The sequence below is a fragment of the Corallococcus sp. CA049B genome (assembly GCF_003611685.1).
Lineage (GTDB): Bacteria > Myxococcota > Myxococcia > Myxococcales > Myxococcaceae > Corallococcus > Corallococcus coralloides.
In genome coordinates, this window is record NZ_RAWC01000040.1 from 1 (window position 1) to 14,780 (window position 14,780).

Here is a 14,780-nt window from a genome sequence, read left to right on the forward strand (position 1 = left end):
CGCCACCTCCGCTGGGGGTGGGGCTGTCGCCGCCTCCTCCCTTCTTCTGGAGCGCCAGGAAGCGGGAGGTGGCGTTGGCGATGTGGACCGTGCCGTTGACGCCCACGACCACCGAGCCCGCCATCATCGCGGAGCCCGCGGCGACCGCTGTCAGGCTGACGCCCGCGGTGGCCGGCGTCCCTACCACGCCCGCCACCGCCAGCGTCCCGCCCGCGCCGAACATCGCGTCGGCGAAGACGAGCTGGGCGATGCCGCCCACCAGCTCTCCGGCGATCTGCCCGTACTGGTTCTCGATGGGCAGGTCCACGGGGAGCCGCGGCGCGCCCACCGACTGCGCCAGGCCGGACAGGAAGCCCACGCCGAACTCCCGCGCCTTGGCGGCGAACTCGGCGTCCTTGCCGTCCGGGTCCCAGTAGAGGACGGGGTTCTGGCGCACGTACTGGTAGGGATTGAGGTCCCACGGCGCCAGGAGGAAGCCCTCGTCCGGCGCCTTCACCGGCGGATCCGGCGTCAGCCATTGGGCCGTCTCCGGCGCCAGCCACCGGGCGCCGTGGTCGCTCCAGCCGGTGTGCGCGTCCGTCAGCTTGTTGAGGGTGTTGAGGGGCTCCTGCTGGTGGTCCACGTTCCCCACCACGCCGCCGCCGCCCACCAGCTCCCGGTACGCGTCGATGGGCGCGCCGAAGGGCTCGTAGCGCCGCTCCTCGAAGACGCTGCCATCCGCGCGCGTGATCAGCGCGGGGCCCGCGGCCACGCCGGTGTGGAAGTAGAGCGTGCTCGCCACCTCCACCAGCGCCGCATGCTGGAGTGACCGCTGGGAGGCCCTCACGCCCGGCTCGCACGCGGTCCCCAGCAGGGCCACCGCCACCAGGCCCGCCACCAGCCGGGGCCCTCGCGTCCGCGTGGACGTGCGCGGCAGGAACACCGACAGCAGCATGAGCACCAGCGCGCCCACCACCGTCCCCGTGAGGCCCCGCGACACCGCGCCGTCGAGCGCCGCGCCCCGGGGACCGCCGAAGTCCGCCAGCGGGCCTGAAGCGCCCGTCGCGGTCTGCGTGATGCGCGCCAGCGTCCGGTCCCCCAGCTTCACGTAGCGCTCGCGCGTGGTCGGGGTGCGCTGGGTGAGCTGGGGCGAGAACCAGTACTGGGTGTCCCCCGCGGCGCCCTGGGTCAGGGTGCGCTGGCCGTCGTAGCCGTAGCCGTGCTGTACCAGGGCCAGCGTGCCGCCCGGGCCGGGCATCGTCACGCCGATCAGCTGATCCAATCCGTTGTACTCCAGCGTGCGCGCCCCCTGCCGCACCACGCGCCCCGCCGCGTCGTAGTCCAGCAGCGTGTCGCCGGAGGGGGACGCCACGCGGGTGAGCTGGCGGGGCCCGAAGCCCCGCTCGCCGTGGTGGTAGGTGCCCGTCAGCAGACCCAGCGCCTTGGGCCCGGTCGCCTGACGCTGCAGCAGGTTCTGCAGGCCGTCGTAGCCGTAGCCGAAGCGGAAGGAGTCGGGGCCCTCCGTCAGCATCCCGTCCGGCATCCGCACGGCGCCGATGACGGCGTCGGTGAGGCGTGCGGCCGCGTCGTAGGTGAAGAAGGCGGAGTGGTTGAGGCCCACTCCGTCCAGGTCGCTCACCGTGGCGGGCGCGCCGTAGGCCTTGCGGGTCAGCGTCACGTCATAGAGGGCGGCGCCGGTCCCGCGCAGCGTCTGGACTTGAGAGGCCAGGCCCATGGCGTCGCGCTGGTACGACTGGCGCACGCCGTTGCCGTAGCGCTCCTCCAGCACGCGGCCCGCCGCGTCCAGCGTCAGCGCCTCCCAGTAGCTGCCCGCCCGCATGGGCCGGCCCGCCGCGTCGTAGCCGTTGTCCACGCGCACGCCGTCCACCGTGGTGGCCAGCGTCAGCCCGGAGGGACTGAAGACGGTGGACTCCTCGGCGGACAGGCCGTCGATGATCCGGCGCCGCGCCACCACCCGGCCGGCGGCGTCGTAGGTGAAGTGCACCGAGCCGCGCGGCTCCTCCACCCACGCGAGCCGGCTGGCGGTGTGGCCCGTGGTGCCGCCGCCCTCTGCGACGTCGTAGTGGTAGACGAAGGCGCTGCCGTCCTCGCCCTGCGTGCGCACCAGGCGCCCCGCGTCGTCGTAGAAGAACTGGCGCGTCTGGTTCGCGCCGTTCGTGTGGTGCGTCAGCCGGCCGCTGTCGGCGTAGCGCAGGATGCGCTGCCCGATGTCCGGGTCGTGCGCCGCCACCATCCGGCCCAGCGTGTCGTAGGTGAAGGCGTGGGTGACGGCTCCGCCCTGCAGGCTCACCGTGAGGAGGCGATCCGCGGCGTCGTAGGCGGCGTCCACCGACTCCATCACCGTGCCCACCTGCCGCTGCGTGCGCAGGATGCGGCCCAGGCCGTCGTGGCGGGTGGTGACAGGCGCCAGGTCCTGGACGGACTCGGTGGACTCGAAGGCGCGGTAGGCCATGCTCCGCAGCGCCAGCGTGGGCAGCGTCTGGGTGACGGGCCGGCCCAGGGCGTCGTGGGTCAGCACCTGGCCCACGGCGGTGGATGGGCGCACCGTGGGCAGCGCGCCGTCCGCGTGGAAGCTGTCGGCCGCGTACACCACCTGTCCCCGGGCGTCGCGCTCGCGCCAGCCGGAGACGATCCACCGGTCCGCGCTCAGGCGCGTGGCCGAGTACAGCTCCTCGCCCACGCCGTTGGTCACGGCCACCGTCTCACGCCATGCGCCGCCGGCCTGCCACGCTCCGGTCCAGCTGCCGTCCAGGTCCTCCGCGGCCCCGTCGAAGGAGTAGGTGAACGTCCGGGGCCGCGGCGCGGACCAGTCGTAGACGAAGCGCAGGTGCGGGGGCTGGGTGCCCAGCGCCAGGGTCGAGGGCCGCCCCAGGCTGTCGTAGCTCAAGTGGGTGACGGCGCCCGTGGGGTCGGTCATCGTCGTGGGCCGCCCCAGGACGTCGTCCCAGGCCATGCCCCAGGACAGCGTCTGCCCCACCTCCGGGCTGATGCGCTCCTCGGTGGGGTACAGGTGGTGGCTGTCGTAGACGAGCGTGCGCCAGCTCCCCAGGGAGTAGGTGCGCACCGGGTTGTCCCAGGCGTCGTACTCCGTGGCGGATTGCAGCACCCAGCGCGGGTTGGTGGCGTCCGCGAGGAAGCCGTGCGTCTCGCGCGCCAGCCGGCCCGCGCGGCAGTTCGCCGCGTCCGTCCAGGTGAACACCTGCCCGGCGTCGCCGTAGAAGTTGCGGGTGTGCGCCACGAGCGTGCCGTCCGCCTCGCGCACCTGCTCCTCGCACAGCACGTCCTGCACCCACAGCGTGTCGTCGCTGGCCCAGACGCGCGTCGTGAAGCGCTCGTCCCCTTCGAGGTCCAGCCGCCCGAAGCGCTCCTCGCGGATGGGGCGCACGCGGGCGTCGTAGGCATACAGCGTCTTCGTCACCACCGGCGAGCTGACGCCTTCATGGTGCAGCGTGCGCTGCTCCAGCAACGCGGCCCGGCGCAGGAGCGCCGTGTCCGGCAGGCCCTCCACGGGCCGCGCCTCGTACACGGACGTCTCCACGGTGAAGAGCTGCCCCGTGCCGTCCTGGGTGCGCACCTCCAGGGGCGCTCCGCGCAGCGCGCGCTCGGCGCCCAGGCCCGGGTGGTAGCGCGTCTCCTGGTACAGCGTCGTCGCCGGGGTGTCGCCCGGCGTCGTCATGCCGCCCACCAGGAAGCCGCCGAAGCGCCGCTCCTGGCCATCCCAGAAGCCGTCCCGCACGGTGTACTCCACCGCGCGCACGGGGCCTCCCGCGCCGGGGTCCACCTCCACGCGCACCGGCACCGGCACGGACACCGGCAGCTTGCGCGTCCACGGGTTCGGGGTGGACTCCGCGGCCACGGAGAGCTGCGCGCTGGACGCGTACTGGAGCGTCACCGTCTTGCCCAGGCCGTTGTCCAACCCCACCAGCATGCCCGCCGTCGTGGGGCCCGCCAGGTCCATGGCCCACATGCCGGAGGGGCCGCTCCACACCACGTCCTCGCTGCCGTTGCCGTTGACGTCCGCCAGCGCCACCACCGTGGAGGAGCCGTCCGCGGACGGGGGCACCAGCCGCGTGGCCGTGGCCTCCACGCCGCCGCCCGCCTTGCCCCGGTACCAGTGCACGTAGCCGCCCAGCACGTGCACCAGGTCCATCAGCCCGTCGCGGTCCAGGTCCGCGAGCTTCACGTTGGCCGTGTTGGTGCTGTCCCCCCACGGGTAGGCGAAGCTCCCCGCCGCGGCGAAGGTGCCATCCCCCTTGCCCAGGAAGACCTTGTAGCTGCCGGTGAGGAGCTGGACGACGTCCGCCAGCCCGTCGCCGTTCACCTCGTGGAAGCGCGCGTTGGGGCCGGGCAGCAGCGCGACCCCGTCCACCGCCGGCCGGTTCACCGCCGCGTTGAGGCAGGGCGTCTGCGTCGCGGGAGCGCCCGCGCAGGTGGCGCGGTTCCAGCGCACGGACAGGGACTCGCTGCCGGTGCGCACCACGTCCACGCGGCCATCGCCGTTGAGGTCCGCGAGGAAGGTGTTGGTGGCGAAGAGGGCCAGCGCGTCCGTGCCGTGCCACTTCGCGGCCGTGGTGCCCAGGGACTCGCCCTGGAGGGTGTTCACCTGCCAGGACTCGGAGAAGCTGCGCACCAGCTCCGGCTTGGCGTCACCGTCCACGTCCAGGAAGCGCGCGCTGGCGAGCTGCGCGCCGGAGGCCCCCGCGAGCGTGCGCGCCGGCCCGAAGCCCGCGCCCGTGCCCTTGCGCCACTGGTGCCCGGAGGAGGTGCCCAGCCGCACGAGGTCCGCCATGCCGTCGCCGTCCACGTCCAGGAAGCTGGTGCCCGTCGTGCTGAGCAGCCAGCCGGAGGCGGGCTCCACCTGCACGGAGGTGGGCTCCAGCGCGGGCGCGTAGTGGAACGTCAGCGTGGGCAGCTGCCCCACGCTCCCGCGCCCCAGCATCGTCACCCGCTTGAGCCGGCTCAGGGCCCGGGACTGCTCGTAGCCCAGCGAGTACACGCGCAGCACCTCGCCGAAGGCGTGCACGCGCACCTGGGACAGCCGCTGCGCCGTCCCCACCGCGAAGCCCGTGCGGTAGCTCACCGTCACGTCGGGGCGGGGCTCGTGGAGGAACTCCGCGCGGAAGGCCTCGTCCGGGCCCCACTTCACCTCCGACAGGTACTGCTGCCCCTGGTGCTGGGTGTAGTGGAACGTCAAGACCTGGCCGTTGGGGTGCGCCACCTCCTCCACGAACCAGGCCGCCACGCGCGCGCCGTCCGCCTGGCGTCCCGCCGCGGTGACGCCCAGCCGGAAGCGCACGCCGCCGCTCTCCGTGACGACGAAGCCGTCGCCGTCGCGCTCCACCTTGATGCCGTGGCCCTGGCTCTCCGCGCGCCACGTCCCGTCCGGCAGCGCCACCAGCCGGCCGCCGCCGCCCACGCCCAGCAGCTCCAGCTCATCCGCCGCGGTGTACGCGGGCACGCCCTGGCGCGTGGCGCGCCGGATGGAGGCCTGCGGCAGCGCCCATCCGACGCCCAGCGGGCCGTTGCCCAGCTCTCCCGAGTACGCCAGGTCCAGCTTCGGCCCGAAGCCCGCGATGCCCTCCGGCAGCTCCAGCGGCACGCGGTAGCCCAGCTGCCCGCTGAACACGTTCACGCTGGGGCTGTCCGCGAGCCCCCGCACGCTGCCGGGCCCGTCCGGCAGCTTCACCGTCTGCGCGGTGGCGGCGCCCGGGGCAGGGTCTCCCGCCCCCCATGCCGGTACGCCCAGGAGCAGGGCGCCCAGCGCCGCGCCCCACCCTCCGAATGAACTGCTCCGCCGCCCGTGCATGGACAGCCCCTTTTCTTTGAGATGTGTGGGATTTCGACGTGAAGGACAGACATCCCTCCCGCGCCAGACAGACGCGGGAGGGAGTGAGGCGGCTTCAGGGATAGACGTGCGTGGTGGCGGCGGAGACCTGCTCGAAGCGCAGGTACACGTCCACGATGCCGTCCAGCGGGAAGTGCGTGTCCACGCCGTCCCGCGTCAGCAGGTTCACCCAGGGGAAGATGACCTCGTATTCCCCATAGAGCCCCCGGCCCTTCCACTCGGTGGAGCCCTCACCCGTGGGGGCCTGCTGGAACCCCAGCACCTCCTGTCCCGTGGAGGCGGCCACGCTGACCGGCGTGAAGGTGGTCTCCTCACCCGGCCGGGCGGTGCCGGTGTACCCGCCGCTGCGCAGCGACGGGCGCAGCGTCCGGGTCTGCAGGCCCGGGTGGTCCGGGTCGCACAGGTGGCTGGAGAACGTGTTGCGCTTGCGCAGGATGAGCGGCGCCAGCCCGCGCGTGGTGATCCACGACGTCAAACGGTCATCGCCTGACAGGTGCGCGTGCACCGTCCACACCTTCTCCCCGCAGCGGATGGCGTTGGGGCCCAGGCCGTCGCGCAGCGTGAAGCGCAGGCCCTGGCCCAGGTAGCGGCCGTTGTCGTCGTACACCGCGCTCTCCGGCGACAAGAGCCGGCGGGTGAAGCGCTCCTGCTTCGTCAGGCTGCGGTCACCGGGCACGGTGGCCACCTGGTCCTCCAGCTTGAACACCCCCGAGCGCAGCGTCACCACGAAGGTCTGCGCCTCCACGTCCCGGCCGTACACGGTCTTGTCCAGCACCGCGAAGCTGTAGGCGTTGAGCGCGCCCAGCAGCTGCAGGGGACCCTGCGCCGACAGGATGGCGCCCAGGGCGGCGGAGCTCTGCTGCTTCTCGTACTCCAGGGCCCGCGCGAAGAGGTACGACAGCCGCTTCGCGGTGGCGAAGGTGTCGCGCGCTGCGGTCAGCTTCTCGTGCAGCCAGAAGTCGTGCGAGAAGAGCGGCACCTGGCGGTCCTGCTCGCGCGCGACGACCTGGTCGCCCTCCATGAGCAGCTGGTGAATCCGTCCCTCCAGGCCCTCCAGCTGGAGCAGCGCCGCGTCCACGCTCGTCTCCACCTGGTCCACCTGGAGCGCCGCGGTGTGGATGCCCACCGCGTACATGTTGGACTCCGCGTAGCACTGGCGCACGTTCGACTGGAGCTGGAGCGCCTCCATCTGCGCGCGGTGGGTGTTCTCCGCCTGGGAGATCTTCTCGCTGACGCGGATGGCCTGGTCCTTGTACCGGTTCTCCGCGCCCCCTCCCAGGAGCTTGAGGCCGCCCCAGACGGCCCCGGCGAGGCCTCCCTGCGCGAACGCGCCGATGATGCCGTCAGACTTGCTGTTGATGTCGCTGAGGTTGTTCACGCGCCGGTCCACGCGCGCCTTCTCCGCGATGAGATCGTGCATCTGCTGCTCGAAGGCCGCGCTCAGCGCCAGCTGCGTGTTGGTGTCCTCCTGGAGGAGCGCGCAGCGCTCCCGCGCGACGCGGAGCCGCTCCTGGGCGTCCGCCCACTGGGACTGGGCCACCTGGACGCTCTGGTTCGCGCCGATGAGGGTGAGCACCGCGGCGCCCATGTCCCCCCGGTAGCAGCTGCTCTCCAGCTTGTAGCCCAGGCTGGAGGCGGTGGGCAGCTGGCTGCCCGCCGTGCCCAGCTCCTGGAGGCACGCGGTGTTCGCGGCCGTGAGCGCGTCCGGGGCCAGGTCCTTCGCCGGCAGCGGCAGTCCGTACAGCTTCGCCACGGGCATCGAGGTGCCGCCCCAGGAGACCACGCCCGAGCCCGCCGCCACGGTCGCGTCCGCGTAGTGCTCCACCAGGGCGCGGACCGCCGCGTCGGTGTAGTCGGCGGGCGAGGCCACCAGCTTGCGCCAGGTGCACAGGGTGAAGCGCGCGTGCTCCGTCTTCACGCGGGAGTGGATCACCGCCGCGGGCTGCTGGCACTCGGGCTTCACGAAGCAGGTGGCCGGGCTCAGCGGCCAGGCCGTGCGCGCTGGATCGAAGCGCGCGAGCACGTCCTCCGAGGCCACGTCCGTCAGCCCGCACATCTGCACGATGGGGGCGCCGTACTGGCGCTGGAGCTCCAGCACGCGCTGGTCCTTCATGCTGCCCTGGAACTCCTCCTGCACCTCGCTGTTGCGCAGGTTCACCCAGGCCGCCTCTGCCTGCACCTTGGTGGCCACCGCCGTCTCCACCGCGCCCTTCGCGTTGGCGTGCAGGTACGTGGAGCTGCCGAAGTAGCGCTCGATGGGGCCCGTGGGCGTGGCGCCGAAGGCGATGGGCGCCTCGTCCAGGGGCATGCCGTAGGGCGTGCAGTCCGTGAGCGCGCGCAGCTTCTCATAGGCCTGGCGGCGCACGGCCTCCAGCTCCGCCTGCGCGTCGCGCCAGCGCTTGTCCCAGGACAGCTCCCCCAGGCCCATGGCGGGCGTGCACGCGGCGCGCTCCCTCGCGTACGCGGAGCGGGCCATCGCCTCCACCAGCACCTCGTAGCGCAGGGTGCGCCCGAAGCGCGCCAGGGCCAGGTCGCGCACGGAGCCCGCGGACACCGGGCCGCAGGAGGCCAGCGTGGTGCGCGCGGTGGTCTCCAGGTCCTCGTTGAGCAGGCGCAGGTGCGCCGTCAGCCCCTCCAGCATCAGCGCGGGCAGCCCCGCCGTCGCGTCGTGCTGCGGCTGGGAGCCGGGCAGGGGCGACAGGTCGCCGGCCGGCGCGTCGTAGAGCGTGCCCTGGGTGATGGCGTCCTGAAGCTGCGCGTCGTCCACCAGGAAGTCCCACGCGGCCAGCCGGTTGCCGGCCGTGCCGGACACCTTCTGCCGGAAGGGTGGGACGAGCGAGAAGTGCTGGAAGCCGATGTCCACCGTCGAGGGCGCCACGTACGCGCCGCTCGCGTCCATCCGCCGCCAGTCCGTGCCCCGGTCCACCACCGCGAGGGCCAGGGCGCCGGTGGTGCGCGGCACGCTCCACGTCCAGGTGGACACGGAGCTGCCCGTCAGCCCCTTCTTGCGCGCCGCCACCGCGGTGAGCTCCCACGCGTCCGTCCGGTCCAGGCACGTCACCTGGAGCGAGCGCGGCGCGCTGGCGACGCCGTCCGCCGCGTAGGAGGCGAACGCCAGCTCCACGGGCGTGGTGGTGCTGGTGCAGTTGGCCGCGAGCGACGGGGTGTGGAAGAAGAACGTGCTCTTCGCGCGGTTCCAGCGCGCGCCGGGGCCCCGGTCCTGCACGGACGCCTGGGAGGCGTTGACCGTCCAGGACGCCACCGGCGGGGGCGGCAGCCGGTAGTCGGGGTTGAGCAGGCTGCACGTGCGGGTGGCGTCATTGCCCGGCACGAGCGGCGCGTAGGCGTTGTCCAGGAGCAGGTCCCAGCCCTTCTCGAAGCGCGCCATCAGCGCGGGGACGGCGTCCCAGTCCGACGGCGGCGTCTCGTTGAGGAAGGCGGACAGCTCGCGCTGCTGCACCACCTGCTGGGCCACGTAGCCGTGCGTGGCGATCCACTGCTGGAACAGGCGCCACGCCAGGCGCTGGTCGCGGCTGGTGGACTCCCGGGCGCTCAGGTGGAGCGCGCCGTAGAAGCGCGCCAGGTTGAAGCAGCGCCCCGGGGTGATGCGGCTTGGGGAGGACAGGCTGGCGCGCTGGGTGAGGACCGCGTAGCGGGTGCCGTAGCGGTTGGCGAACCAGGGGCCCGCGGCCAGGCTGGGGCCGGACACCACCGGGCGCTTCAGGTCCGCCATGCACTCGGAGAGCATCTCCAGGTCGGTGAGGCGGTCCGGGTTCTTCAGGCCGTTCGTGTCCGGGTAGCGGTCCCACGTGTTGAGCAGCTCGGCCTCATAGGGCAGGCCGCCGTTGGCGCAGAGGAAGTCGCCGGAGCGGGCGCGCACCAGGGCCTGCGCCGCCGTCACGGTGGCGGCGGCCGGGAAGCCGCTCACGTCCTGGGGGCTCGAGGGGTTGCCCTGGTGGCAGAGGATGCCGCGCGCCAGCCGCGAGGGCGTCAGCGTGGCGTCCAGGGCCAGGTACTCGGTGAGCTTGGAGGAGGCCTCCTGGTCCCAGGCGGCGCGCTCCTCGCTGACGACGGTGTTGGTGGGCGCCGTCGCGCCGACGCCGGACCACGCGCGCACGCCGGGCACGCACACGCCCAGGTCCGGCTCGCACACCTCGCCGGTGGCGCACGCGGAGGCCGGGCAGGCGGTGAGGGGCAGGTCGTCCACCCCCGTGGCGGTCTCCACGCGCAGGCGGGACAGCTGGTAGCGCGCGGCCACGCCCCACGTGCTGCCCACCGGGCGGGGCAGGCGCACGGTGAAGGTGCCCGACAGCCGGGGGCTGGAGGCGCCCGAACCGTCATACCCGCCCTCCACGTCCACGGTGACGGCGTCCGCGGTGTTGGAGCCGGAGGAGGACGGCAGCCACTCCTCGCCGTGGCGGTTCGTGCCGGAGGTGAGTCGCAGCTTCCCGGACGGGGACAGCGTGCGCGACGCGTCGTACAGGTACAGGTGGGTGTCGTTGGCGAAGCCGCGCACCGGCAGGACGATGGGATCCACGCCCGCGTCCGCGGAGGCGTCCACCGCCAGCGTCACCGTGCCGTGGAAGGGCCGCACGCCGCCCACGCCCGGAGAGGACTCCAGGAACTCCGCGTCCACGCGGGTGCGCCGGGGCGTGCCCCGGGCGGCCTCCAGCGTGACGTACCAGCGCGACAGCGTGCTGTCGGAGCGGGGCCGCACGTCCACGTTCACCGTGGCGCGCTTGCCCGTGCCGAAGTCGCTGAACGTCCACGTGCTCACCGTGCACTCGCTGGCGAAGACCGTCGCCGGCGCGTCGCCCACGCTGCACGCCACCTCCATGCCCGGGCCGCCCACCACGCGCACCGGCTGGTTCGCCGCCTTGGTGGCCTCCGTCGCGTTCAGCGCCGCCACGCCCACCACCAGGCGCTGTGCCGTGAAGGGCGCGCTCGAAGCGGGCGTCGCGAAGGACAGCGCGCCGGGGGTGACGTCCACGCGCGGCAGCGTCCCGGGCAGCTCCAGCGGCACCTCGGGGCCCTCGGCCGCGCAGCGTCCCTCGCAATCACAGACCTGACCCGTGGCGCAGCCGGTGCCCGCCGGGCCGCCCGCGAGGCAACTCCAGTCACACTGGCCCGTGCTCTCATTGCAGAAGGACCCCTGCGGGCAGTCCTCGTCATAGGTGCACGCGCGCGCGGTCAGCGGCGACTTGAGCGACTGGAGCAGGGCGTTGTTGCGCTCCTCGCAGGTGGTCTCCAGCGCCTGCCGGGACAGGCGCACGAGGGTGTCTTCGGGGACATCAGGAGGGGCGTCGGGGATGCCGCAGGCCGTGGCCCAGAGCAATCCCAGGACGCCTGGGGCGAACCAGCGGGACGAACGCATGTCGGGGGACTCCAGAAGGGAAAGGCAATGACTTGCATTCCTCATACGGGGAGTGGCTCCGGCGCTGGTCGTGCCGGGGCCATTTCGCGAAGGGTTGAGCCAGGGGCGCCGGGCCCTTGCGTATCAGCGCCAGGAATTCGAGGAGGCGCCTCGCCTTCTTCAAAGGAGCAAGGGATGCAACGCAATGTGAGTGCGGCGCGGGGCCTGGCGCTGGCCGTGTTGATATGTCTGGGGTGGGGCTGTGACTCCGCCCCGGCCGTCTCCTCCCGTCCCAGGTTGCCCTCCCACGCGGGCAGCCTGTCGCGCGCGGCGGCCGGCGGGGGAGGGGAGCTCGCGCGGGCGGAGCAGGCGTTGGTGGCAACCCCGCCGTCCACGGCGCACCAGTGGAGCACCACGGGCAGCCTGAGCGTGGGGCGCACGGGCGTGGCGATGGCGCGGCTGCCGGATGGCCGGGTGCTCGCCAGCGGCGGCTGCACCGGGTCCTCGTGCATGGCCTCGGCGGAGCTGTACGACCCGGCCACCGGCACCTGGACGTCCACCGGCAACATGCTGCGCATGCGCGCGGGTCATCATCTGGTGGCGCTCCAGGACGGCCGGGTGCTGGCCCTGGGCGGCGTCTGGTGGCCGCTGGGACAGTGGGGGAACGGCGTCACCGACACGGAGGTCTACAACCCGGCCACGGGCACCTGGTCCTTCGCGGGCACCATGTCGCACGAGCGCGAGCTCTTCACCGTTACCCCGCTGGCCAACGGCCGCGTGCTGGTGGTGGGCGGGGAGGAGAACTATTCGCCCGACGCCGCGGTGGAGGAGTTCGACCCCACCGCCCCCAGCGAGAGCGCGTGGACCCAGGTCTCAAGCCTGCCGGTCGGGCGCGCCTACCACAGCGCCACGAGGCTGCCGGACGGCAGCGTGCTGGTGGTGGGCGGTACGGACGGCGAAGGGGTGATCTACGACGACGCCTATCGCTACCACCCGGCGACGCGCACCTGGACGCCCGCGCCGGGCCTGTACCAGGCGCGCTACGGCCACACCGCCGTGGCGCTGTCCAATGGCCGGGTGATGCTCTTCGGCGGGTGGGTCTGGGGCTGGACCGAGTGGGGCGAGGAGACGCAGATTCCCGCGGACTCCGTGGACGTCTTCGACCCGGTGGCGGGGACGTGGGGCTATGGCGCGCCGCTCGCGCTGCGCAGCGAGGGCTTCGCCGTGCCGCTGCCGGGCGGTCAGGTGCTGGTGGCGGGCGGCCACCGCAACTACGACTACGCGGTGGCTTCCCATGCGGAGGCGTGGTCCTGGACGATGGGGCCCCGCTCGGCCGGCACGTCGATGCAGCGCTCGGGGGCCGCGGCGGTTCCCCTGGCGGACGGGCGCGTGCTGGTGGCGGGCGGCTACCGCAATGGCGCGATCTCCGCGTGCGAGCTGTTCACGCCCGCGAGCAGCTTCGGGCCCGCGGTGCGGGATTGGGTCTACCGCGAGCATCCCCTGCGCCGCTCGCGCGCCGAGTCGGCGGCGGTGGTGCTGCCTTCCGGGAAGGTGCTGGTTTCGGGCGGTTATTCGGATGAGGACTACCTTGCGGCCGCGGAGCTGTACGACCCCGCCACGGGCACCTGGGAGCTCACGGGCTCCATGGCGACCCGCCGCGCACGGCACTCCCTGCGGCTCCTGCCCAACGGCAAGGTGCTGGCCCTGGGCGGCGTCAACGGACAGGTCCTCTCCTCAGCGGAGCTGTACGACCCCGTCGCGGGGACGTGGAGCGCCGTGCCCACCCCGGTCGTGGGGCGCACGGACGCCACGGTGACGGTGCTGCCCTCCGGCCAGCTGCTGGTGACGGGAGGCCGGACGCTGGCGGGCCTCACGGTGAACACCGTGGAGCGGGTGGAGCCGCTCACGGGCACGCGCACGGTCCTGGGCAGCCTCCAGAAGGTCCGGCACGGCCACCAGGCGGTGCTGCTGCCCTCGGGCAAGGTCGCGGTGTGGGGCGGCTGGAAGCCGGACTACTACCCGGAGGACCAGGCCGAGCTGTACGACCCCGTTACGGGCACCTCGTCCGCCGCGGGCACGGTCCCCGTCCGGGGCTCGGACGGCGTGGTGCTGCGCTCGGGGGCGGTGCTGCTGACGGGCGGCACCTCGTCCTCCGGGACGGTGGTGGCGCCGGCGCTGTGGAACCCGGTGACGGGCACCCTGAGCCCCGCGGGCACGCTGGCCTCGCCCCGGACCAGCCACCGCGCGCTGCTGCTGCCGGACGATCGCGTCCTCGTGGTGGGCGGCTACTCCGCGACCGCCTACGCCATCCTGGCGGAAGGCACGGAGCTGTACGACCCCGCGACGAACACCTGGAGCGCGGCGGGGCGGCTGGGCACGCGGCGGTCGATCTTCGCCGCGGTGACGTTGGCGAGCGGCCAGCCGCTGGTCATCGGCGGAGCGAGCGCCGCCCGCGTCCTGGACTCGGCGGAGCTGCTGCCGCTGGGCGCGTGGCGGACCGTGCAGCCCCTCACCACGGCGCGCTATTCGCACACGGCCACGCGCCTGGACTCCGGCAAGGTGCTGGTCGCGGGAGGCATCCGTGACGCCTCGAGCGCGCTGGCGACGGCGGAGGAGTACGACCCCGTGGCCGACACCTGGAGCCTGACCCCGGCGATGCCGGTGGCCCGCTACAGCCACACCGCCGTGGCGCTGGACGGCGAGCGGGTGATGGTCACCGGCGGCCTGGCGTCCACGGACGTGGCGCTGGCGTCGTCGCTCATCTACGACGCCACGGCCGGGACGTGGGCCGGCACGCGCGCCATGGCCGTGCCGCGCCTCCTGCACACCGCGACGCGGCTGCCGGACGGCAAGGTGCTGGTGGTGGGCGGGCACGACGGCAACAACGTCTTCGCCTCCGCGGAGCTGTACGACCCGGCCACGGACTTCTGGACGTCCGCGGGGATGCTCGCGAACGCCCGCTTCGGCCACACGGCCACGCTGCTCGCCAACGGCAAGGTGCTGGTGGTGGGCGGCCAGGACGTGGATCCGGTGCTGGGCTACCCCGTCCCCATGGCCACGGCGGAGCTGTACGACCCGGCGACGCACAGCTGGAGCGCCGCGGGCTCCATGGCGTCCGCGCGCGCCTTCCACGCGGTGGCGGCGCTGTCCACGGGCCCGGTGCTCGTCGCGGGTGGCCACGACGGGACGGGCTACACGGCGACGGCGGAGCGGTACGACCCGGTGACGAACAGCTGGAGCGTCACGGGAGCCATGGGCACCCCGCGCGACGGCCACGCGCTGCACCTGCTGTCCACCGGCAAGGTGCTGGCCTTGGGCGGCTTCGACGGCGCGGCGCTGACGCGGGTCACGGAGCTCTACGACCCCGCCACGGGCACCTGGGCCGTGTCAGGCGCCATGTCCACGCCGCGCTACAACCAGGCGACCACCGCGCTGGCCACGGGAGACATCCTGGTCGCGGGCGGCTACCTGAGCCCCAGCGCGCTCAACACCACGGTGGAGCTGTACCGCCCGTGACGTGAACCGGGGACTCACCGCTGTCTTTCAACGGGGCGGTGAGTCCTTGATGCGTCCGTCCCCCAG

At 73.4% G+C, this 14,780-nt stretch carries 3 protein-coding genes; 1 reads left to right on the forward strand and 2 read right to left on the reverse strand.

Features of this window, described 5'->3' with window-relative positions; translation table 11 throughout:
* Nucleotides 1–5,806 (reverse strand): FG-GAP-like repeat-containing protein (locus D7W82_RS12215; protein ID WP_199727732.1); only part of this gene is annotated, 5,806 nt, incomplete at its 3' end.
* Between the two features lie 94 nt (nucleotides 5,807–5,900).
* Nucleotides 5,901–11,219, reverse strand: coding sequence for a hypothetical protein (locus tag D7W82_RS12220; protein ID WP_120618509.1), 5,319 nt, complete (start codon nucleotides 11,217–11,219; stop codon nucleotides 5,901–5,903).
* A 174-nt stretch (nucleotides 11,220–11,393) separates the two neighbouring features.
* On the opposite strand from D7W82_RS12220, the gene D7W82_RS12225 reads away from it, so the two are divergent.
* Entirely contained in the window at nucleotides 11,394–14,714 is a 3,321-nt protein-coding gene (locus tag D7W82_RS12225; protein WP_158617640.1) for a kelch repeat-containing protein, read from the forward strand.
* The last annotated feature ends 66 nt before the right edge of the window (nucleotides 14,715–14,780 follow it).